Below are 22,229 nucleotides of genomic sequence, written 5' to 3'. Positions count from 1 at the left end.
TTTTGAATAAGTGATTGGCAGCCTCTTTATTAGGAGGCCGCTAACGGTTATTGGTTAATTTCCCTTGATTTCCACAACTTGTAGATAGCCGGAAGTACCAGCAATGTGAGCAATAATGCGGACGCCATGCCGCCAATCATTGGGGCGGCGATGCGTTGCATCACTTCAGAGCCAGTACCTGAACCGTACATAATTGGAATAAGACCGATGATGACTGTTAACACCGTCATCATAACGGGACGCACGCGCAGCCCTGCGCCTTCACGGATCGCCTCGGTTAACATATCGAGCGTTAATGGCGATTGATTTTCTTGTGCCGCTAGTTTGCGTGCATGCCATGCTTGATTTAGGTAAACCAGCATAATGACCCCAATCTCGACGGCTACTCCGGCAAGCGCGATAAAGCCCACTCCTACAGCAATCGAGAAGTTGTACCCAAGGTAGTGCATAAGCCACAACCCACCTACCATGGCGAGCGGCAGTGTCCCCATAATGACCAGCACTTCACCGACCCTTCTAAAACTAAGGTAAAGCAGCAACATAATGATGGAGAGAGTAACAGGCACAACAACGCTTAAACGCTCTTTGGCACGCTCCATATACTCATATTGACCAGACCACGTTAGCGAGTACCCCGCGGGTAGGGACAATTGCTCCGCCACAACGTTTTGAGCTTCGGTGACATATGACCCAAGATCGCGCTCAGCAATATCAACAAACACCCAGCCGTTCGGGCGGGCGTTCTCAGTCTTAATCATTGGCGGGCCATCTTCATAGCGGATTTTCGCCACATCTGCTAACGCGATTCGAGCACCATTTGGAGTAACTAGTGGCAGATTCTGTAGCTTCACCACCGAATCACGATAATCTTGTGGATAGCGAACGTTAATTGGGTATCGCTCCAACCCTTCCACCGTCTCGCCCACATTCATACCACCGACTGCCGTTGACACCACTTGCTGAACATCACTGACGTTCAGACCATAACGCGCGGCGGCGAGTCGTTTGATATCAATCGTGACATACCGTCCACCCGCTACCCTTTCGGCATATACCGACACCGTACCTTGAATCGTTTTGAGGATAGGTTCGATATTGGCACCTATCTCCTCAATGACTTTGAGATCAGGTCCCGCGATCTTGATACCAATTGGCGTCTTTATCCCAGTTGCCAACATGTCAATACGAGTCTTAATTGGCATTACCCAAGCGTTCGTTAGCCCTGGGAACTTCACCAAATCATCAAACTCCTTACGTAATGATTCTGTGGTGACGCCATCTCGCCACTCAGAGCGAGGCTTCAGTTGGATGGTGGTCTCAATCATAGTTAAAGGGGCGGGATCAGTGGCGGTTTCTGCACGGCCAATCTTGCCCCACACAGTCTCGACTTCAGGAACAGTCTTGATCAACTTGTTGGTTTGTTGAAGCAGTTCACGTGCTTTACCAATCGAGATACCAGGATAGGTCGTTGGCATGTACATCAAATCCCCTTCATCCAAAGGTGGAATAAACTCACTGCCTAACTTACTGGTCGGATAGAAAGCCGACCCCATCAAGGCGATAGCCAGGACAATCATCGACTTAGGGTAACGAAGACTTAGGTTAAGCATTGGTCGATACATGGCAATCAAAGCTTTGTTGACGGGATTTTTATGTTCGGGCAGCACTTTCCCGCGAATAAAGTACCCCATCAGCACAGGCACCAAAGTAATCGCTAAGCCCGCAGCCGCTGCCATGGCATATGTTTTGGTATAAGCGAGTGGAGAGAACATTTTGCCTTCCTGTCCCTCAAGCGCGAACACAGGAACAAAGCTCAATGTAATAATAAGCAAGGAGAAAAACAGCGGAGCACCGACTTCTTCTGCTGCCCGCCCAATAACTTGCCAACGGTTTTTATCGGTAAGCGGTGTTTTCTCGATGTGTTTGTGAACATTTTCGATCATCACGATCGCGCCATCCACCATAGCTCCAATGGCAATAGCGATCCCACCCAACGACATAATATTGGCGTTAATGCCTTGCCAGTGCATGACGATAAATGCGGACAAAATACCGATAGGCAAACTAATAGCAATCACAAGCGACGAACGAATGTGGAATAAGAACAGCGCACAGACTATAGCTACTACCACGAACTCTTCAGCTAACTTCTTCCATAGGTTTTCAACAGCCGCATCGATGAGCGTTGAACGGTCATAAGTCGCAACAATCTCTACGCCATCAGGCAGACCGCGTTGCAGCTCTTCCAGCTTTGCTTTGACATCATGAATAACCTGACTGGCGTTCTCCCCAAAGCGCATAACGATAACGCCACCAACCGCTTCACCTTCACCATTAAACTCGGAAATACCACGACGCATCTGAGGCCCAAGATTGATGTCCGCAATATCCCCCAGCAGCAGAGGTGTCCCTTTGCTCGTCACCTTAAGGGGAAGCGCTTTGATATCCTCAATGCTGCTCAAGTAGCCCGTAGTGCGAACCATATGTTCAGCCTCACCGACCTCTATCACCGACGCGCCGGTCTCTTGGTTACCATTTTTGATGGCCATGTTGACCTGCTGCAAGGTCAGGTCATAAGCACGCAACTTAGCAGGATCAATTTGAACCTGGTACTGCTTGACCATGCCGCCTACCGTCGCGACTTCCGAAACGCCGGCAACGGTCTGTAACTCGTACTTTAAAAACCAGTCTTGTATGCTGCGTAACTCTGCTAGATCATGTTGGCCTGTCTTGTCTTGCAGTACGTAGCTGTATATCCAGCCCACCCCTGTCGCATCGGGACCCAGAGTCGGCTTTGCCTGTGATGGTAAATTAGGCGTAACTTGACTTAAATACTCTAAAACCCGCGAACGTGCCCAGTACATGTCGGTATCATCGTTAAAGATAATGTACACATACGAATCACCGAAGAAGGAGTATCCCCGTACCGTTTCTGCGCCCGGCACCGCTAACATGGCTGTCGTCAGAGGATAAGTAACCTGATCCTCAACAACCTGTGGAGCCTGTCCCGGATAGCTGGTTTTGATAATCACCTGAACATCTGACAGATCAGGAATGGCGTCAACAGGTGTGTTCTTAACACTGTACAAACCTGCCAACGTCAAAAAGCAGGTAGCGACCAAGACCAAAAAACGATTTTTGATAGACCAACGAATAATGGCTCCAATCATGGTTGACTTCCTCCACGCTGCAGATCAATAAGCACATAGTCCGAACCCTGCTTCGTCACTAAGAAACGCACCGTGTCGCCTTCAGAGAAGCCAGTTAGATCCACGTCTCCTTGGGAAGTGAAGTTCATTTCTCCGGCTTCCCAGCCCCATTCTGCAACGGCGTTGTGACGGAGGGTTATCATGCCAAAATCAACCATCAACATGGTGATCTCCCCTTGAACCCAAACCTGCTCAGCAACCAGTTTGTCACTCACTTTGAGATCGATAATGGCGTATTGCCCTGAATCGGTTTTTGCCATTTCAAACTCAACGTGTTGACCTGATTGCAAGGGGTTAAGGTTGACACCCTTGTCCACCGTGAAATCCATCGTCATCCCCGGCCAATCCCACTCTGGTACAGGTTGGTGATTAATGGTCAACATATTGTGTCCTGCCATCACACTCGTGATTTCACCTTGCGCCCACACAGTCTCCGCTGGCGGTTCTACGCCATTGATTCGTGACAAATCCGCACTTTGGCTTGACTCCGAATCCAACATAAACTGCGCAGAGGTCACAACCTTGTCACTTGTGGTCAATCCCGCTAACACCTCAACTCGGTCACGGGCCTCTCGTCCAATGTCGATACGTGCTGAGCGGTATTTACCACCACCTTCGGATAACACTACGCGAGTCATCCCTCCAGAGCGAATCACGCTTGAGCGAGGTATCGTCAACACCGCTTGCTCCGTCTTGGGTTGCAGCGCAATGTTGGCAAACATATTTGGCTTCAATTGATGATCTGGGTTAGCAAACTTGAGTCTGACTCTCAGCGTTCTCGTTGCTGGGTCGAGAATTGGATAAACATAGTCAATTTCCCCTTGCCATTCCCTGCCTGATAACGCGTCCAATGTCATCGTTGCTTGGCTGCCCGCTTTGATCCATTCCGCTTGACGTTCGAACACTTCGGCATCGACCCAAACTTCATCAATTGGCCCTGCGCTGATAACCGATTGAGCTGGGGATAAATAGCCACCTTCACGGATATTTAACGTAGCCACCACACCATTGCCCAATGCCTTGATATCAATGGTCTGAGACGCTTTGCCTTGCCTAACTATCTGGTTAATTTGATCTCGATCTACACCCAACGAAATTAACCGCTCCGTGGCGCCTTTAACCAAGCTACTGCGTCCTGTGCGATGGGCATTAAGTAACTCTTCTTGCGCTTTGACCAACTCTGGCGAATAAAGCTTGAATAACACATCTCCTTTGTTAACACGCTCCCCCACAGCGTTGATATAGAGCTTTTCGACCCAGCCCGCAACGCGCACATTGGTTTGCCATAAGCGACTTTCATCAAAAGCGATATAGCCGACTGTCTCGATACGCGGCGATAGCTTCGCTAGCTTTACCGGTTCTGTTTTTACTCCTAAGTTGTTCTCCACCGCAGGGTTGATGTTGACCGTTCCTGGTTTGTCATTACCACCGTTAAGGTCATCGGCGTACACTGGGATAAGGTCCATTCCCATTGGGGATTTACCTGGTTGATCGCGTTGATAATTTGGGTCCATCGGTGCTACCCAGTACAGCGGCTCTTTCGCTCCCTTTGTACTAGCATTTTCATCGGACGCCCCCGCCATGTTATGACCTCCGACATAAGGAGCGACTAACACACCAATTCCAGCGCCAACCGCTAAGGCCAATAGCGCAACATTCAATGTCTTCATCTTTGTTTACCTTCTCAGAATTATTGTTGTTTTGATGGCACTGAAAGCACCGGAGTTGAGGCTTGATAATCAAAACCACCCAGAAAATAGGACAGATCGCTATTGACCAAACTAAGATCCGTTTCCAACCTCAGAGCCTCTAGCTCTATTGCCAGTTCGTCTCTGGAGGCGGTGATTACATCACTAAATTGCGCAGTGCTGTTTTCATAACCTCTTTCTACAGCTTTGGTGCGAGCTTTAGCCTGAGAAAGGAGACTTTGACGATAACGTTCAAGACGTTCGGTGAGGTTTTGCCTATCCATTGTCAGTGCACTGACTTTGGCGTACATCTGAGAAAGCAATGCATCCTTATTAGATTTGGAGGCAACCACTTGATACTCGGCAGCAGCATGATTTTTGTCCTGACGATTACCAGTGAACAGAGGAATATCCATCGTGACATAAGCGCTCACTAAATCTGGCGCTGGTTCACCGCGCATATTGTTAGCTCGTCTATGGGCATACATCGCTTCAACGCCAAACTGAGGCTTGTACGCTTCTTCTGCAATGGCGACTTGGGTTTCACTCGCGGCTATTTCGATATCTGCCATGCGAGCCATTGGGTGCTGATTTAGAATGGCGTAGTAGTCTGAACGACTGTGCTCTAATAGGCGACCTTCCAACCTCTGCCAGTCTGAAGTCGTGGTCGCCTTAAGAGTCGGCTGATTAGACAACCATTGAGCACCTAACCATTCGGAGAGCTGAGCAATCAGGCGGTTTTGCATTTGACGGTTGGCCTGCAACTTTTCATCCAGCTTACTGACCTGCAACTGAGCCTGAATCAGATCTTGAGATTCACTGTTACCAATGGCGTAGTTAGTTTGGATAAAGCGAACCATTTCTCTCATTAGGCCCTGACTTTCCAGCAGCACACGCTCTGACTGTTGCTGAAATCCCAGCTCATACCACAGCTTTGAGATACTGTTTGCTATCTCAAGCTCACGTGTTTGTACCTGAAATTCAACACCATCGGCTTGCGTTTGCGTTTTTTGGTTTTGAAGGGCTAATGTCGACCCTCGTCCAAACTGTTGCATCAAACCCACTGACACGTTTGTCATTGGATCTTGGTCTAATTGAAAGCTGTCCGTTGGTAGGCCGCCAACGCCAACTTTTAATACTGGGTCTTTCAACGTAGCGCTAGCAATCCCAGACTGCCTTAACGATTCTGATTGAGCGTAGAAGCGAACTCTACTTGCATCATTGGCGATCGACAATTCGATCAGCTGTTGCAGTGTTACTGAACCAAGCTGTTCTGTGCTTGGGTTGGTAACTTGCATCGTGGTGACATCGTCTGCCAAAGCAGACATCGGCATCCACAAGGCAGCGCTCACGGTAAGCGCAACCAAAGTAATAGGTTTGTTCACGATAGTATCCAATCTGCGCGCTTAAATAATAAGCACGATTAAACAACTTCTTAGAACTCTAAGAAGGGCTAGAAAAATTAGATTGGATTACGCTCTAGGGGGTCGATCGAGGCCGTTTGCTCGATAAATTGGACTAAACGCGAGTTCGAGCGTTCTTTTAGAGAAGAGAAAATGATGAATACCGTGCATTAAGTCTGCACTGATAACCCCAACACCGTTCGCACACGTTGCGCTACAGCAATTATGCTTTGATTCACCCCCACACTCACTGACAGCAGTTTGCTTAGAAGCATTATGATGGGAGTTTGTGGAGGAGTCGACACTAGCAGTACAATCTACCATTGCTCCGTGTTGAGAAGACACAGCGATATCATTAGAAAAAGCCATCGTAGGTGCACTAACCACTAATGTTGATGCTAATAGCGCAACAACCGTCAGTAACGACATCCAACGTTTTCTAATAACACTAAAGCGCATAACAAGCCTTCTGCGAAAAATCTCAACAAGTGTAGACCTTCCCCTTGGGGGAAGGTCAATAAAACTGTGAAGAAAATTTAGAAATATCGCTGTCTTTTCGCTAAGCCAAATTGAGCTCTAAATACGTTTTCGCTCATTGGGTTATTTTCATATTTGCCTAGTCCAGTCGTCCATAACTCTTCGTCTCGACCATCCATCTTAATACCTTGAAGACAATGTAAAGAGTGAATCAACTCATGAGCTAGCACCACATAAGGCTCTGCCTTCTCACCTCTTCGGGTAACAACCTGAACGTTGGTAAAACGCATATGACATACGGAACCTGTAGCGTTGGTGGCAGATTTTTGGTCTAAAGCGGAGTTATGACTGCCTCCAGAAATCCAAAATGGACATCCTTGAGGTGCGTGTTTGGCGAGGTTTGAAGGTGTCATCAATGAAGAGGCAAGAAAAATACCAAACGCACTCTACTGCGTTGTTCTTTTTAACGCAGCGATACAAACGTTTATTGGAACTATTTAACCAAATAGAGCAGTGTCGAATTAACTTGAGGGATCTCTAAGCTAGGGTCTTCTCTGCAAGATTGATGGCATGTATCACAAGCACTACCATCGGCAAGACACTTTTGTCTCATGACGATGTCATCTAATGCTCGGATTCCCTGACGAGAGTTCAATTCAATGCTCCGAAAAATCTGGCATTGTGCTTCATCAGCCGAATCAACTAACCCCAAAATAGAAACACCTTCCTGTTTTGCGATCATTAACAACTCTTCTATTTTACGTCTCAGCTCTGCACTCATCATCTACCCCATCATACTTTAGATAACTGGTTCACTCTCCTTGGACATAACGCAGTTTCCCCACCAGCGATCGAGCTACTTCAATAACTCACTCTAACTGACAGTTATATAATCAAAGTACTACGTTAATGAGTTGTTATACAATGGAGGTTTACAAAACCATACATTATTACCGTATTAACGTAGAAGCTCTAAATAGGGCTTTAAAGAGAGGTTAACAATATGGATTTGATAGCAAAATGAGCAGCCTGAGACAACAATAAAGTACTCCCCAAATCGATTCAGCTTGTGGTTTTGTAATGCATTGTATTTATGAGCAGTGAGTCACTTATTATTAACTAATTTTAAGCTTATCGAGGTTACTTAGATTTTTATGACAGAGCTGAAAAACTCACTTCTGAAAACACGCTGATATAGCGTGTTTTCGTCACAAATTAAGCATATTTTTACAGCGAAGTAGGTAAATAGCTTGAACCTACATCATACTTGCGTTCCTTATTGATGATATCGTCTAACCACTTGTAGAAGAAAGTTCCCTCCTCAGAACATTCGTAATATATATCATTCCACTCTAGGCAATGAGCCGTCGTTTTGGTTTCTTGATTCTTCCCACACTCCGATATGTAAAAGAAATAGTTGTCGTTGCTAACGCTTTTCAGATGCTTTTTGGCGTAAATCATATCTTGGTGCCAGCGAGCTTTCACTGCATCTGTGACTTTGTCTCGTAAGACCCAACTTTGAAACTTAATCATGGTTTCGTCGAAGGTTGTATTCTGCTGCAACATTGTAATACGCGGATTATTCTTAAATAACTCAAGTGAGTATAGGTACGCATCTTTCGTTATATTATTAGTGATCTTGAAACCAAATGCCTTTTCACTGTCTACTCCCCACGCTTCAACAATTTCAATAGAGCGCTCTGTCGCAATGATATTCCCATCCGACAGTTGATAGATTTTGCTGTTTTTGAACATTTCTGCGATACGTGGCAAATAAAAAATGGAAGCGAACCCGCCCGCACTCTCACCCGAGACTAAGACCTTCTCCGGATTTTGTTTATAGTTTTTTTGAAGGTAATTCAGTGCTGCATCAACATTAACTTTGCCTCTGTGCGTGATTAAACGAGTCTCACCATTAAGCATTTTGTATTGATGCTCATTGTGACCAATATGAACATCTGCTGAGCAGTAAGATATCATTAACTTGCTCCAGTCCTTGAAAGGATTCTTTGGATTCTCATTTCGGAAAATACCTGTTTGAAATACCTCTTCATTCATATTTAGAGCATCTGCGTAGTAGGCTCCGTCCTCCGCGGTAAGTGCACGTGATTCCTCCTGCCAATAAATCGGGCGGTTGCAAGTGTCTTTATCCCAGCACGTACCTCCAGGCCCAAAGAAGATATGTAGGTTGTCTGACTTTCCCTCTTGATAATAAATAGCGTACTCTGAACCATCGCTACAGAGTGTTTCGCCACCTAAAGGAACTTTTTCCCATACATCAAGTAGTTTGGATTCGGTCACACTTGCCGCCCCTAAGCCTGTCGCAAGTACAGGAGTTGTCAGTAGTATGCATGCACAAAAAAGTAGTTTTCTCATTTTTCCTAATCCTTATGTCCCTTGGAAGGACTTGATTGTGGCTAGCTAACTAAATCATTTAATCGCATAGATGCATTGCTCAAACCGACCGTTATCTAGTTTGTGAACAAATTGACTTAATTGGAGCTATTAATTGATTGCCTTCGAACGTGAGAACTGCAAGCTAGGATTGGCATCTGCTTAACATAGCTCTTCTGGAAGGAGTTGGCGTGAGTGTAACTACTTCCGAGTAAACGGCGTATTCGATGTGTGCATTGAAATTGATACGGAAAATTGAGCTCTGATAGCGCATAGCTCAGTATCTAAATTCAATGCCAGTCGGGTTTTCCAAGCTATTTGGGAATTGTGGTGCGTTATAACTCGTTGATTAAAAGTTACTAAACGCTAGATGGTGATGCTTGCAACAAAAGTCTGCAAATTCTAACTTGTCTCGAATTTCTGCGTAGTAAAATTACAGCCATTTACGTACAGCCAAGTCACTAGGACCGCTTGGTGATCACGCTAGTTTAGTTAGCGGCCTAAATCGTTTTTGGACAAAACTAATTTAGTGCAAATAGTCAAGTACATTTGTGTCAGATAAGAAAAAGTATCTTGAAACCTTAAACACTTGTATCTGCGTGTTAAAGGCCTCGCGACTATGTTGAACGATAGCAGAGTAGATAAGTTCACAAATTCTGATGTAACTCAAAGAAGTGTCGAAAATCTTACCATGGTTTCTATCTACCTTTGCTTCCAGCTAAACATAATTGGAGCTAAACCACTCTGGAATGCATAATTTATAGTTAAAATGTTGTTCAACTAAATTGGTTAATCCTGAACGAAAAGTGGCTAAAGGAGCGTCTTGAGAACTTGAGAGTTACCCTGTACTTGCCTTTTTGGTTTTACCCACATTCGTAATCAGCAAAGTGTACGAAGCAAGTAGTTGAGCTCGCGGTAAAACAGACATGATCAACCAGTCAGAATCAAGGCATGATTGCCCCCTAATGTTCTAAAAGAAATGAAAATCGTACTGAGGTCACCATCTCTATTGGTCATAAGAAGAGACCCCTGTTTAAAGCTCAGGCTGCTCCACACTATCAAAATAAGACTGAAGTGTTTGATGAAGCAATTGATTAAGAGGAAAACCTCGCTTGGTCTGCAAATAACCTCCTACGATATTGATATGATGTAACTCTTTAGGAAGTTTAGGGAGCGGATAACAAGCCAATTCGGGCTCTATTTCTACCATATAGCTGCTGCCAAACAAGATAGCGTCTGAAGCTTTCAGTTTATGCAGCAGTACTTTTACACTGTGAGTGACTAAAGCAACATCTGCTTTGTAACCTTTTGATTGATATAGTTTTTCGATTGGAGAACGTTTCGAGTTGACGCCATCAATCTCAACTCTGGTGAGCGGTAGCCTATGAATGGATTCCCAGTCACTTGTCTGTTCCAGTACAGGGTGTCCCTTGCGAGCCACCAAGCAGAGCTTCACACTATTTAGATGATGTTGATAGATTTCCTGAGGCATCGGATAGCCTTCGAACTGAACCAAGTAATCAACATGCCCATTGATGACTTCTGCTAGCGAATCGTTTTGCCAATAAACCAATCGTATCTTGGCTTTAGGAAGAACTTTTCTCAAAGCATCAAAAATGCCGACGCCATAAACTTCTAAGAAAAATATCTGTAGAGCAATAGTAATTTCACCATCAAACTCTTCGGGTTCAAAATCTCGATAGGACTCAACTACTTTTATAATCGGTGTAAACATTTCGTCAGAAGCCTCTGCGAGTTTTTCAGCCAATTCCGAAGGTTCTACACCATGAGCCTTACGTATGAACAATTGATCTCCAAAGACTTCTCTTAATTTAGCTAAGCCTCGGCTGACACTAGTTTGAGAAATACCTAACTGACTGGCTGCTGCATGAGTGTTCTTGGTCTCTACGACTGCTTGCAATAGCTTGAGAAGATTAAGGTCTAAGTCTTTGATCTCTTTCATTCAATCACCACTATGGAAACAATATATTTTGCTCTCTTCCACTATGGTTCAATTTTATGATTGAAGCAATCAGTATCTAAAGCTGCTTATAAGGATAAGAAACTATACACTAAGGTGGGTGTCACTCTATGCGGATTGAAAAACGCTATAATCAATGCAGTGTGATGTGAAATTACTAATAAAACTCATTCATTTGGCAATTTCGGGTAGAACCTCATTCTCCCATGTAGTTTTGCGTTAATCTTTTCGCAAAGCATACCCACCTTACTTTCTACTTCAATCCAAACTTCATCTAGCCAATATATATCGACTAAGAGATGAATATCGTTTACCAAATCGTCCATCGTTTTTTTCGTCAAACCTTTCTCGAGGGTGGTACTAGAAAGTGATACATCAACTACTATTAGCCGACAACCGCGTTCATACTTACCATTATACTCTTCATAAAGATCAGCAACGTTTTCAGCAGAACAAATAACCATGATGCAACGACCCTCCCCAACGTCACATATACGATAAGGGCGATCATTTAGATATATGATGTGTGTCATCAGAATTTACCTTGTTAAGTTAACACTAGTGGTTAAATATGCTTAGTGCACTTGTATGGCAAGCTACTGAGGAAACGCTGCAATATCTAACATCACAGCGGCCCTGCAAAACAGCGAGCAACTTGGTATTCTCACTGCTATTTGAACTTTTTCGTAAACCTATCAACAGAGACTAAGCTTAAATACCTTTACCGAACGCAATTAGCCGCTTCGCTATAAATAGGTACGCATAAAGCGACTGAGTGCCTGATAATGCTCCGTTGACTCTGGTGTGCCTAAGCCTAGTAAGTAATCGGCGTGAGACTGCCCTTCATAAACGTTCAGTTCTGTTGCCACCCCTGCGCGTTTTAACTCTCTGTCTAGTCTGATCGTATCGCTAAGCAGCAAATCACGTGTGCCTGTTATCAAATAACTCGGTGGAAAATTATCAAAGCTGCCATTGATTGGCGAAACTAAAGGATCACTGAGCTCTAGCTCACCCACATACTGTTCTACCATAGATTCCGCCAGGCCACGCCAGCTACCTAGTACATGATCTAGGCCTTCATTGATATATCGGCTGTCTCCCGTCATTGTCATATCAACCGAGGGGGTTCCTATATATAACGCGGCTGGTATCTCAATGTTCTGCTTATTGAGTTCTTGTACCGTCAATACAGAGAGCGTCGCTCCGGCAGAAGTTCCTCCCATGACCATGCTCTCTGCACTGCGTTCTTGGATGAGCTCTTTCCATACATTGACGATGTCATTACGACCCGCGGGAGCCGGGAAGTTTGGCGCTTTGCCATAATCTATCGCCAATACAGGGACTTGTAAGTGAGTCGCAATAACTAGCCCTTCAGTAATAGAAGCGTATCCACTATTTAACATATACGCGCCTCCCTGAACCGAGATAAAGAGCTTATCTTTCATATCTGGAGCAACGACCTTTGGCGTTAGCCAATAAACGTCAACACCTGCAATGACCCCTTTTTCAATGCTTGTGCCGAGATGCTCAGCGAGCCCCAGAGCTCTCTCCTGAGCTGCTGTATCTTTGGATTCGACAAACTGGAGCCACTCGCTTTTGGTGGCAGGGATATTGATTTGCAGCGCATCCACATCTGGAGAAGGAACACTGCTTGAAAACTGATAGAACTCCTCGCTGACCGCGGTTGTCAATGGTACCGGGTTGGATGACAACATCACTTGCTTATCGCTGGTCATAGCAAGAGTAGAAACAGAGTATGCAGCAAGTAATGAGACTAAAATTTTCTTTTTCATTGGTTCACCTTAAATAGTTACGAAAGTCATTTTGTTGAGGCCTATTTAAGCTCACCGAACTTGCCCTGAACATGAATTGAACAAATTCATTTTTGACGTATCACTCCACCTCTTCGTTGTTCAAAAATGAATCACTGTAATTCGTAGAATCTTCACCCACCTCTCCATAGACTTTCTCACCATAACTAAGGGGAAAGCCCTTCTAATTCGTATCTAACGCCGCACGATTTAACATTGCAGCAAAGCGATCACAAATCTATTGGCGCCCGATACACCCGTAAACGAGGAATAAACGAAATGGTATATCGCAACTCAATCAAAAAGATCGCTCTGGCAATCACAGGCCTTACTATTACAGGCACTGCGGCAGCTTTCACAGGCACGCCGGCAGTTGCCCCAAGTCAATACGGCATGTCTTTGCACCATGAGCTTGTCACCACAGCAAACGGCGCAATCACCACGCTTCCTCAGGCGAGTGTGAATTCCAATATGGACGCCGAGCAAAAACAGGTCACTCAAGTGGCTGACAACGTATATCGCATTGCCGGCTGGGGAATTGGCAACATCATCGCTGTGGATGCACCCGATGGATGGATAGTGGTCGATACTGGTGACAATATTCAGTATGCCTCCGAGCAGCGCGCCGCACTTGAAGATAAAGTGGGTCAATCGATTACGGTTACCGCCATTTTGTATACCCATTCACATTATGTTCACGGAACCAAAGCGTGGATGGATGACGAAACCCAAATCTATGGGCATCAAGATCTAGTCGCTAACCTTGAAGCAGACAACGGTATTAGCGTTTTGAGCGGTAATTTTAATACCAGAGCGGCGATTCAGTTTGGCATGCTGCACCCAACAGAGGGGCAAGATGCCTTCCCAAGCATACTTGGCTTTGGGTTAGATAAACTCACCGGAGAATCTGGGTTCTTACCGCCCACCATCACTTTTGAAGACAATGTGGTTGAAACTCACACTATCGCTGGGCTGAATGTAGAGGTTCTTCCAAGTAAAACCGATGTGTTGGACTCTGTGGCGTTTTACTTTCCTGCGCACAAGTTATTGGTATCAAACGCAGTCAATAATGGCAGCCTGTTTAACCTTTATACACTGAGAGGTGATATTTACCGCGATCCTATGCGTTTAGTGGAAGCCGCCGATTTAGCACTTGCCAGAGACATTGAGCTGCACGTAGACATACATGGCCCCACACATCTCAATGCCGATGACGCTCGCCAAGCCATTGAGTTTTTCCGTGACAGTATGCAGCTTATCCATGACCAAACTTACCGTGGTATCTCTATGGGCAAAGATGCGCAACAAATAGCGGAGTGGATTTATCTGCCTGCAGACATTCGGGCCGACAACGAAACCTATGGTCAGGTAGAGAGCTTTGCCAAGCAGGTCTATAACGCTCGTATTGGTTGGATGGGATGGGATGTGTATGACATCAACCCACTCCCTAAACGCATTCAGGCTCAAAAAACGGTTGAGGCGATGGGAGGCGTTGACGCGGTCATCAGCAAAATCAAAGATGCACAAACCCAAAAGGATACCGCGAGCGTCCAGTGGAGTTTGTTCTTAACAACACAGCTGCAAAATATGGGGGCTCTAGAAGGCGATGCCAAAACCCTGCGTGCCAATGCTGCCCGTACCCTGGGTCAACATACCACGTCAGCCAATGCGCGAGGTTTTTATATCTCTGAAGCCTTACTCCACGAAGGCAAATTACGTTTTGCTGGCGAAACACTAAACCATTACCAGGATCTAAGTGAGATGTTGGGCGGAGTAACTGCCGAGAAGCTCGAAAACTCACCACTGCATGCCAACGTACAGTATTTACGATTCATGGTCGATACACGTTTGGCGGAGGGCAAGCATTTAGAGTTTAACCTTAACTTCAGTGAGGAGGGCCAGCACTACGCTATCGCGTTACGTAATGGCATAGTGGCTATTACTGAACAGCCAAATAATGGCCGAACTTTTGAGTTAACAAAGCAAGATTGGGATCTGATGTTATTGGGCAAAATTGCATTTACATCATTACATGATGACCTAAACGATCTTGAGCAGATCATTGTCCGATAACGGTTGATATCAGCACACCATCAGTCTTCACCGTTGTGGGGGCTGATTCTCATATCCATCACTCGCTACAAATTTGAATTTCTCTAATTCATCGGCAACATCAACCACAAAACATAAAGTAGCGTTATTCAAACGGCACACAAACGACGGATTGCTCACGAATTCATGGATGCGTTAACCACTGATTAAGACAGAGAGTAACAATGAAAAAAGTAACCACTATCGCTGCAATTTTAACAACTCTATTTTCTACTTCAGCTTTAGCAAATAAAAATATCGACTTCTCCAACCCGTACGCACTGTATAATGGTGTTTCTGTTGGTTATGGCAGTCATGATTTCGACGTGAGCGCGCAGTTCACTAGCCAGGTTAATAACCGCTGGAATCTATTGGGGACGTATCATAGTGACGACAACTTTGACAATCATAACTTAAGACTCAACGTCATCCACAATACAGGCGTCGGCTATTTTATTGGTTATAACTACGATTCCAACTTCAACAATAGAAACATTCGCGCAAACACTGGTGAACTTGGCGTGCATGTAAACGTGCCCCTAAGTAGAGAAGTTCGACTGGTCCCAGAGTTAGCCTTAGGTTCTTTTGAACATCAACATATGTCGAACACTGCTTACTATACGCTATTGTCGCTAAGTATGGTTTACAACACGAGAAACAACACCTGGTTTAGTGTTACACCAGAATACACTTATAGCTTCAATGATCTTAAAGAAGACAATGGGCGTCGCTCTAGTTTTAGGAGCTGGGATCTTATCGCGGATGCCGGTTACCAGATTAATAACAACCAGAGTTTGGTTTATACCTATCAATACGACAAAGGGGATCACCTCTCCCTAATCTCATACCGAATTGGTTTCTAGCTAGTTTCAAGCCCGCCTAACACGGGCTTGTTAAAAAGTCACCAAGCACTGGGGAGAACGTTCTAGAGTTCATAAATGATAGATGCAGGTATATTATTTCCGAAATTAGAAAATATGTGTCCAATCGTTTGTGATGAAAGGACTGTTTCGCTAGGTATAGCTCGAAATGTAGCAGAAATAACTCTCGAAACAAGTTGTGTCGTAATTGTGCAAGACCCTCTTGGAAAATTGGATACTAGAGTTTTGTCCAACAGCTTGTTGGACAATTGGGGCGTGAAGACGTTGTTGCAAGTTCTGCAACTCCTGAGGATTCCTCGGCAGTTCCTCATTAGCAAATCCTATGGGTTATATTATGGCTCCTGAAACGTTTTGGGGCAGATCCGAGCTAGCCGAACGGTCAGCACGGATCTGGACATAAACGTGTTTCAGAAATTAGAACATTAGCACTTCATGAATTAGTTAAAGTATGGAAAAGTCGTACGCTTAACTTGGTGTCCAAAGCTAATGGTGCGGTTCACAATGATGGCCAACCCGCACGTTACCTACAACTAAAAACGAGGTACTCGAATTAAAGACGCTGTGCTACAGATGCTAACTTATACTGCTTACACCCCAAGGTAGTGCTACCTGTCTGTATAGGTGGCTTCTGTACCGAAATCACCAAAAAACTAGTTTAGATCGAAGAAAATCATCACAAGATTGATTTATGAAATATGCCCGAGTCGTCTAATTCCCCATCTATCGTTATCGCCCCCACTCCAAAAGAGGTAGCTATAAGAGCAGCTGGTATAGTACTAATAAGTTTCATTAGGTTGGATTCTCCCTATGTATTCATAATTTGTTCCAGGTACTGTGTACACAACCCAGTAAAACGATTCTCTAGATGATGAATCAAAAACTCTTAAAGTGAGAGAATGACTACCTCTTATTATTTTATAAGTCCTTTCATTGATTCTAGAAGAAAAAGTTTTGTTTGTGAATTTTGTTGACATACTTCGTAATGCATAGATTAAAGCTTCTGAACTCTGAATCTTTCCATCTTTGATGATAATGTATTCTTCATAAGGATTAGAGGCATATTCTCTAACTTCTGATTCTACCTTAAGCATCAGAAAATTGTCATACAAAAAGAAAGATAACCAGAGTGATGCAGTAGGGATAAATATTAGCAACGTTTTTTTTAGAGGCTTAGTTGCTCTTCTGTTTATAAAAAATATTAATCCTACTAGTAAGGGAGAAGAGAAAACTAGCATCAACCCCCAAATGTATTGAATATCGATATAATCTTTTATACTCATTTATGTCATATTTCCCAATTTATTGCATGTATTTTTCGAATAAAAGCACGCTCATTTTTCTTCTGTTTTTTATCCTTTCTCCATGAATGGGACAAAATTTTCTACCTCATATCTCTCAGTACTTCTCTTTTAGGTACACACCCACTATGTCGCATCCAGATACTTGCACGTCTATCTTTGCTTTAGAGATTAATGCAGTCGTCAATAATTTCAAAACCGTCCGACTGCTAACCACGAATCTCCTCACCAGCGGTTTCAATCACAATATCAACCGCTACTTTTGTAGCACCTTTCTTTAGTACAACGTAACTTTAGGAAAGTTAGTTCCAAAAATCGATTTTTCTGGAAAAGTCTCAAGTACCGTTTCTCTTGTACCTTTCCAGATTTATTCAAGAATTGACCTGTGTTGGTAGATTGAGACTCTGACAATAAAGTTCGTAACTTTTACATTAAAGATGCGAACTTTTTTGGGGAAGTACTGCTCCTGCTGAAACAGTTTTTTGGACATATGATCTGCTCCAGTCTCTACTATCTCCATCAATTGTTAAAGCTCCTGCTAAACCTGGAATTATCACAAGCATTGATAATACAATATGCTTTATATAAACTTCTATCTTCATCATTAGCATTTCCTATAAAATAACGCCCCTTAAAGTATGGGGAAATAGTTTTTGAAGCATAAAACGACCACTTCGACTTAGTCTGATATGAAGCAGTTATAACAAAACTCTTTTCGTTCTCGTTTTTAACCAATAACCTAAGGCGAATATCTCTTGCCGCGCTTCGGTTACTGATGCTTGTATCTAATGTCGCTTTCATAGCAAGTTCCTTTATATCTTCTGATAAGTCCCTCGAAATATTAATTACAGAATTATTAATGATTGCTATTTCACTTGACTTTAATACGCTTCTAATTTCTTTCGCACTAGCTGCGTATGCTCGTAAACAGCCCACGACAAAGCAACAAAGGCGAAGATTGTAGAACCAATAAATTTAATTAATAGTTTAGTGCTAGGTTTCCAAATTTTTATCGGTGAGAACGCTAGCCCTGCCAAAGAAACAGTAGTAAACATTAATATCAATGCTGTACCTTCCAGATACACTAGAAAATCACCTTGAATATCCAAACTGATTAACTCTGTCATTTTTATCTATCCATATGATGTAGTGAGGTTCTACAGTATACTCTTCAGGGCAATGTATTCAGTATTTTTAACTACAGATCAACATTAGTTTTGCGACGGTTAATCAACTAGTGTTATGCGATGAATAGAATCTCTATCATGCAGTCACCACAACGATGTCTTCCATAAACAACCACTCTCTCATTTTGAGCTTGTGCGGAAAGTAACATTGAATATACCGCTTTGCTAAATTCATCAAGTATTATGGTCCACTCTGTTGCTAGTTCGCCACTAACTCTTTCAACCTGCTACTGGTAACCAACGCTTTGTTTCGTAAGGACTGACACCTATAGACAGTCTTTAGATTAGGATAATTGGGTTATTACGTTGCCTCATGCTATCAGGCCGTAAGAAGGTTTGGGGTACTTCTGAGTTTCTAAGTGCCATCTGTGAAGGTTCTGGACAATTATCAGTTTCGGAAAATTGAACATTAGCAATTAATGAATAACTTCAGGTATTGCAGATTCAGTGAAAACATCATGTAATCAGTTATAAGTTATCAGGCACTGCTTTACATGTTGCTAGAAACAACCATGGCCTAGAGATCCAATTTAAATCTCCCTGTGAAGATATAGCTTTTATAATTTATGTTAAACCTAACTAGCTTCATTTGAGGATTTGAGTCGTGGCTACGAACTTGAAATTCATAGACCTCATTCCCTCTGTAAATCGTTAGTTTATATGTATAGTTGTTTCTTGAGAAACCTCTGTACTCTTGGTTTGTTCTCAGTTTTCGTAGTGACTTGATAATTTGAGTGCCATCTGTTTTGACATCATTAACTAATACTGTATAACCAGATACTGGATGAGAAAGGAAATTTACAACTTTATCTTTAATGTTGATATTTACAATGTGCCTAGATAAAAAAAGTGTGCACACCCATATCATCGCGAATGAAACACAAGCAACTAACCTAATTGTCCTATTCTTTATCAGCCCTAGACCTTGTATCGCTACTAAAACCAATAAAGGTAAAAATGCTACCCAGTAGTAACTTTTCAAGAAAGCAATCAAATCAATCAAATGATACATACCGATATTACCTCATATAAACCTGCCATTTGGAGCACGCTAAGTAGAAGCCTGTATGTGTTCGCTCATAAATAACGCCTTGTAGAGCCAGAATCAGGACTACTCGAGTGTTCCTTCAGATAACTAGAATCAGTTTGTAACCCTGTATTTTGCTTTGATGAATAGTCGAGGTATAAATCCATACTTGGGGTAGACTCTTGTTTAAGCAGCACCTCGCCCCCCCTCTCTGGAAACTTTCATAAGAACCGAACGAAGATAACAAACCCTATGACATATATAGGTTTGGGTCAGCTAGCATACCATAAGCATAGTATTTGTAGTTGAAATCCGTATCTTTATTGACTGCAATTTAATTCTGGCTACGCAACGCTTAATCCTTATTTTTAACCGCTGACATCAAGTTCTTGTAGGGAACACCATTCACGCAAGGCTTTTTCATTACGTTCTTGCTCAAACTTAAACCAATCATAACGCTAGTAATACTCGCGTTCAATCTAATGCCCTTATAGGCCTAACGTCTAGGATGCGAACTTTAGATATTGCCGAAAGTTCTCACGTAATTCCAGCGATATTGAGCAAGACGATTTTCAGCCAATTCATGCCTCAAGGGCGAATGGTCCAATCTTCTTTCATCGGATAAGATTTTGTAGGGAAAATGCACGCCCCTAAAATGTGTAGAGTATTTGATCTAACTGACTTTGGGGCACTTCTGAGCTAGAAAGTGCCACGGTTAAAAATTCAACCCATCAGGTTTTGAATAGGAACATTTTTTGCGACCGATACCGAAGCAACCTATGTGAGGTATTTGTCCTCTAATAGTGAAACAACCCACTTTTGTAGCGGATCATCGTTATACCTTGGGTGCCATGCGGCGATAACATCAAACGGCTCAGGTGACGCACTCATATTGATTTGCGTCACGTTCAAGCCTTCAATAGCTCTCGAAGGCAAAAAAGCGATAGAGTCGGTTGTTTCAAGGTAAAGAGGTACCACGGAGAAACACGGTGCTGACACAACAACATTACGCTCTAAACCAAACTTTTTGAACCAGTCATCTATGGAGCCCTTAAAGTTTGGCCTAGAAGGCGAAGCCATAATCGCTGGATGAGCTGCGATTTCTTCGAGTGATGGATTTACTTTAGAAATCGTAGAATGGTTGGATGTGATACACACATGGTGCTCTTCAAACAGCTTAATGATTGGATAAGGCTCAGGAATATAATCAGGAAATGCAATCGCTAGGTTCACTTTTCCACTTTCCATTAAGTCATTTAACTTATCTAACTCAAAGTCTCTAACAATGATTTTTAAGTTTGGCGATTGAACCCTCAACATTGCAATCAACGGTGGCAAAACGATTTGTTGCGCATAGTCTGTAGCTGCTATGACATATGTGCCTTCTACCGTTGTTGGATCAAACATTTTTGGCGAGAGGAGAACTTGAAAACCCCTAAGAAGTTTATCGATTTCTAGAGAGAGCTCTTCTGCCAAAGGCGTGGGTACAAAGCCATTAGTTTTCCTAAGAAATAGTCGGTCGCCAAATACATCACGTAGTTTTTTGAGTTGCTCGCTTACTGCTTGCTGAGTTATGCCGAGTTGACCTGCCGCCTTCGATGCACTCTGCTCTCGAATCAACGCCTGAAAGACTCTGAGCTGCTTAATGTCTAACCTATCTAGCTTATTCACTTGAATTACCTTTTGCCTAAGCGGAGCATTACCAAATTTTATTGTATCACTTACAAAATAACGTTGTTTCTATTTGTTTTTGCTATTCACTAACATAACTCCTGCCGAAACAAATCATAGAGACGGAGAAAATCATGAAAACAGTAATTCTAGTAGGTGCTTTGGGTAAAATGGGACAAGCTGCCTTAACTGGTTTAGGTAATCATAAAGTGATTACCGCAGGCCGCTCTGGCAATGTTGACCATATTGTTGATATTACCGATGAAAACTCGATTCGAGCACTATATGAAAAAGTCGGTCACTTTGATGCTGTAGTTAATACAGTTGGTTTTTGTGAGTATGCAACGTTTGCTGAAATGAGCGCATCACAATGGATGACGACGGTAATGAGCAAAATGATGGGACAAATCAACCTTGTTCGTATAGGTCAAGAATACATCGCAGATAACGGCTCATTCACTTTAATCAGCGGTATCTTAAATGTAAAACCTATCCCTTATGCAATTGCGGATGCGACAACAAGTGGTGCAATTGATACCTTTGTTAAGTGTGTCGCACACGAAATGCCAAAAGGAACACGCATAAACGTTGTGAACCCAACTGTACTTGAGGAAGCCTGGGAAGTTTATGGTGAAATGATGCCAGGCTTTGAGCCAGTACCAGGTAAACTAGTTGGTAAAGCGTTTGAACGCTCCGTTGACGGCTTTATCAATGGCGAAGTACTGTTTGTTGATGCTTAACAATTTCTAATCAATATGAGCACGCCTTTCACGGCGTGCTTCTTTAAGTAAATAGAGTACTTACGTTAACAAACTTTGGGAAAAAATAAGCCAGCCTCGTAAGACAGTTAGTTGAGATAGTTCATATGATTCAGTGGGCGCTATCGATAGGTTCCTACTGACACAGGAAAGAGAGCTATCAGCGAAGGTTTGATGAGATTTAGATAGCAAAACGCCGCTTATAAAAGCGGCGTTTTCAATGGGTGGAAGCCCCAGCCACATCCCGGCACACAAGTCACTCGCTGCGGCTGCTTCCTTCCGGACCTGACCGAGTTCACGAGCTATTGTTGCGGGAGGACCAGAGCCTCCATAGATTTTGTTGCGTTGCTTGG

The 22,229-nt window shown here is 43.4% G+C and carries 17 protein-coding genes and 1 other RNA gene; 3 read left to right on the top strand and 15 right to left on the bottom strand.

All coding sequences use genetic code 11. The features are described 5' to 3' along the window. Positions 1 to 47 precede the first annotated feature (47 nt). From AWH66_RS03345 to AWH66_RS03300, 10 genes are all read right to left on the bottom strand, one after another. The gene (locus AWH66_RS03345; RefSeq protein ID WP_063605736.1) at positions 48 to 3,170 is read right to left on the bottom strand and encodes an efflux RND transporter permease subunit; all 3,123 of its coding nucleotides are present in this window, start codon (positions 3,168 to 3,170) and stop codon (positions 48 to 50) included. Next, the gene (locus AWH66_RS03340) at positions 3,167 to 4,879 is read right to left on the bottom strand and encodes an efflux RND transporter periplasmic adaptor subunit (RefSeq protein ID WP_063605738.1); all 1,713 of its coding nucleotides are present in this window, start codon (positions 4,877 to 4,879) and stop codon (positions 3,167 to 3,169) included. The genes AWH66_RS03345 and AWH66_RS03340 overlap by 4 nt, the downstream gene beginning before the upstream one ends. A 20-nt stretch (positions 4,880 to 4,899) precedes the next feature. Next, positions 4,900 to 6,231, bottom strand: a complete 1,332-nt coding sequence (locus AWH66_RS03335; RefSeq protein WP_420882857.1) for a TolC family protein — start codon at positions 6,229 to 6,231, stop codon at positions 4,900 to 4,902. A gap of 138 nt (positions 6,232 to 6,369) precedes the next feature. After that, positions 6,370 to 6,759, bottom strand: coding sequence for a hypothetical protein (locus AWH66_RS03330; RefSeq protein ID WP_063605742.1), 390 nt, complete (start codon positions 6,757 to 6,759; stop codon positions 6,370 to 6,372). Positions 6,760 to 6,836: 77 nt separating this feature from the next. Then, positions 6,837 to 7,190: a type III secretion system effector protein gene (locus AWH66_RS03325; protein WP_063605744.1), complete on the bottom strand. Its 354-nt coding sequence runs from the start codon at positions 7,188 to 7,190 to the stop codon at positions 6,837 to 6,839. Between the two features lie 80 nt (positions 7,191 to 7,270). Then, on the bottom strand, positions 7,271 to 7,519 hold the full coding sequence (locus AWH66_RS03320) for a hypothetical protein (protein ID WP_143081455.1): 249 nt from the start codon (positions 7,517 to 7,519) through the stop codon (positions 7,271 to 7,273). Positions 7,520 to 8,004: 485 nt separating this feature from the next. Beyond that, a complete protein-coding gene (locus tag AWH66_RS03315) occupies positions 8,005 to 9,153 on the bottom strand; it encodes a pectin acetylesterase-family hydrolase (RefSeq protein WP_063605748.1) in 1,149 nt (382 codons plus the stop codon). A 1,051-nt stretch (positions 9,154 to 10,204) separates the two neighbouring features. After that, the gene (locus tag AWH66_RS03310; protein WP_063605750.1) at positions 10,205 to 11,134 is read right to left on the bottom strand and encodes a LysR family transcriptional regulator; all 930 of its coding nucleotides are present in this window, start codon (positions 11,132 to 11,134) and stop codon (positions 10,205 to 10,207) included. A 185-nt stretch (positions 11,135 to 11,319) separates the two neighbouring features. Continuing rightward, a complete protein-coding gene (locus tag AWH66_RS03305; protein ID WP_063605752.1) occupies positions 11,320 to 11,685 on the bottom strand; it encodes a hypothetical protein in 366 nt (121 codons plus the stop codon). Between the two features lie 213 nt (positions 11,686 to 11,898). Beyond that, positions 11,899 to 12,945, bottom strand: coding sequence for an alpha/beta hydrolase fold domain-containing protein (locus AWH66_RS03300; protein ID WP_083399942.1), 1,047 nt, complete (start codon positions 12,943 to 12,945; stop codon positions 11,899 to 11,901). Between the two features lie 297 nt (positions 12,946 to 13,242). On the opposite strand from AWH66_RS03300, the gene AWH66_RS03295 reads away from it, so the two are divergent. Continuing rightward, positions 13,243 to 15,036, top strand: coding sequence for an alkyl sulfatase dimerization domain-containing protein (locus AWH66_RS03295; protein ID WP_063605754.1), 1,794 nt, complete (start codon positions 13,243 to 13,245; stop codon positions 15,034 to 15,036). Positions 15,037 to 15,239: 203 nt separating this feature from the next. After that, positions 15,240 to 15,917, top strand: a complete 678-nt coding sequence (locus AWH66_RS03290) for a hypothetical protein (RefSeq protein ID WP_063605756.1) — start codon at positions 15,240 to 15,242, stop codon at positions 15,915 to 15,917. Positions 15,918 to 16,711: 794 nt separating this feature from the next. Here AWH66_RS03290 and AWH66_RS03280 read toward each other — a convergent pair. The 4 genes from AWH66_RS03280 to AWH66_RS03260 form a co-directional block, all read right to left on the bottom strand. Next, the gene (locus tag AWH66_RS03280; RefSeq protein ID WP_063605760.1) at positions 16,712 to 17,215 is read right to left on the bottom strand and encodes a hypothetical protein; all 504 of its coding nucleotides are present in this window, start codon (positions 17,213 to 17,215) and stop codon (positions 16,712 to 16,714) included. A gap of 449 nt (positions 17,216 to 17,664) precedes the next feature. Beyond that, entirely contained in the window at positions 17,665 to 17,838 is a 174-nt protein-coding gene (locus AWH66_RS25860) for a hypothetical protein (RefSeq protein ID WP_167360927.1), read from the bottom strand. A gap of 276 nt (positions 17,839 to 18,114) precedes the next feature. Then, positions 18,115 to 18,360 carry a hypothetical protein gene (locus tag AWH66_RS03270; RefSeq protein WP_063605763.1) on the bottom strand — a complete coding sequence of 82 codons (246 nt, stop codon included), beginning with the start codon at positions 18,358 to 18,360 and terminating at the stop codon, positions 18,115 to 18,117. 1,864 nt (positions 18,361 to 20,224) lie between these two features. Beyond that, on the bottom strand, positions 20,225 to 21,118 hold the full coding sequence (locus AWH66_RS03260; RefSeq protein ID WP_063605767.1) for a LysR family transcriptional regulator: 894 nt from the start codon (positions 21,116 to 21,118) through the stop codon (positions 20,225 to 20,227). Between the two features lie 134 nt (positions 21,119 to 21,252). Here AWH66_RS03260 and AWH66_RS03255 point away from each other — a divergent pair, with 134 nt between their 5' ends. Further along, positions 21,253 to 21,858 (top strand): short chain dehydrogenase, encoded by a 606-nt coding sequence (locus AWH66_RS03255; RefSeq protein ID WP_063605769.1) that lies wholly within the window; start codon positions 21,253 to 21,255, stop codon positions 21,856 to 21,858. 246 nt (positions 21,859 to 22,104) lie between these two features. Here the strand turns inward: AWH66_RS03255 and ffs are convergent. After that, positions 22,105 to 22,201, bottom strand: an RNA gene (ffs, locus tag AWH66_RS03250) — signal recognition particle sRNA small type. Positions 22,202 to 22,229: the final 28 nt, after the last annotated feature.

The sequence above is a fragment of the Vibrio barjaei genome, assembly GCF_001639065.2.
Taxonomy (GTDB): Bacteria; Pseudomonadota; Gammaproteobacteria; order Enterobacterales; family Vibrionaceae; genus Vibrio; species Vibrio barjaei.
The sequence above is the reverse complement of the archived record's forward strand: the minus strand, read 5'-3'. Positions and strand labels throughout refer to the sequence as shown.

Bases quoted from the DNA above. Each gene is read 5' to 3' on its own strand.
- AWH66_RS03295 (WP_063605754.1), top strand. From the start codon at position 13,243: ATGGTATATCGCAACTCAATCAAAAAGATCGCTCTGGCAATCACAGGC.
- AWH66_RS03290 (WP_063605756.1), top strand. From the start codon at position 15,240: ATGAAAAAAGTAACCACTATCGCTGCAATTTTAACAACTCTATTTTCT.
- AWH66_RS03280 (WP_063605760.1), bottom strand. From the start codon at position 17,215: ATGAGTATAAAAGATTATATCGATATTCAATACATTTGGGGGTTGATG.
- AWH66_RS03270 (WP_063605763.1), bottom strand. From the start codon at position 18,360: ATGACAGAGTTAATCAGTTTGGATATTCAAGGTGATTTTCTAGTGTAT.
- AWH66_RS03345 (WP_063605736.1), bottom strand. From the start codon at position 3,170: ATGATTGGAGCCATTATTCGTTGGTCTATCAAAAATCGTTTTTTGGTC.
- AWH66_RS03330 (WP_063605742.1), bottom strand. From the start codon at position 6,759: ATGCGCTTTAGTGTTATTAGAAAACGTTGGATGTCGTTACTGACGGTT.
- AWH66_RS03300 (WP_083399942.1), bottom strand. From the start codon at position 12,945: ATGAAAAAGAAAATTTTAGTCTCATTACTTGCTGCATACTCTGTTTCT.
- AWH66_RS03325 (WP_063605744.1), bottom strand. From the start codon at position 7,190: ATGACACCTTCAAACCTCGCCAAACACGCACCTCAAGGATGTCCATTT.
- AWH66_RS03320 (WP_143081455.1), bottom strand. From the start codon at position 7,519: ATGATCGCAAAACAGGAAGGTGTTTCTATTTTGGGGTTAGTTGATTCG.
- AWH66_RS03340 (WP_063605738.1), bottom strand. From the start codon at position 4,879: ATGAAGACATTGAATGTTGCGCTATTGGCCTTAGCGGTTGGCGCTGGA.
- AWH66_RS03255 (WP_063605769.1), top strand. From the start codon at position 21,253: ATGAAAACAGTAATTCTAGTAGGTGCTTTGGGTAAAATGGGACAAGCT.
- AWH66_RS03315 (WP_063605748.1), bottom strand. From the start codon at position 9,153: ATGAGAAAACTACTTTTTTGTGCATGCATACTACTGACAACTCCTGTA.
- AWH66_RS03305 (WP_063605752.1), bottom strand. From the start codon at position 11,685: ATGACACACATCATATATCTAAATGATCGCCCTTATCGTATATGTGAC.
- AWH66_RS03335 (WP_420882857.1), bottom strand. From the start codon at position 6,231: ATGCCGATGTCTGCTTTGGCAGACGATGTCACCACGATGCAAGTTACC.
- AWH66_RS25860 (WP_167360927.1), bottom strand. From the start codon at position 17,838: ATGATGAAGATAGAAGTTTATATAAAGCATATTGTATTATCAATGCTT.
- AWH66_RS03310 (WP_063605750.1), bottom strand. From the start codon at position 11,134: ATGAAAGAGATCAAAGACTTAGACCTTAATCTTCTCAAGCTATTGCAA.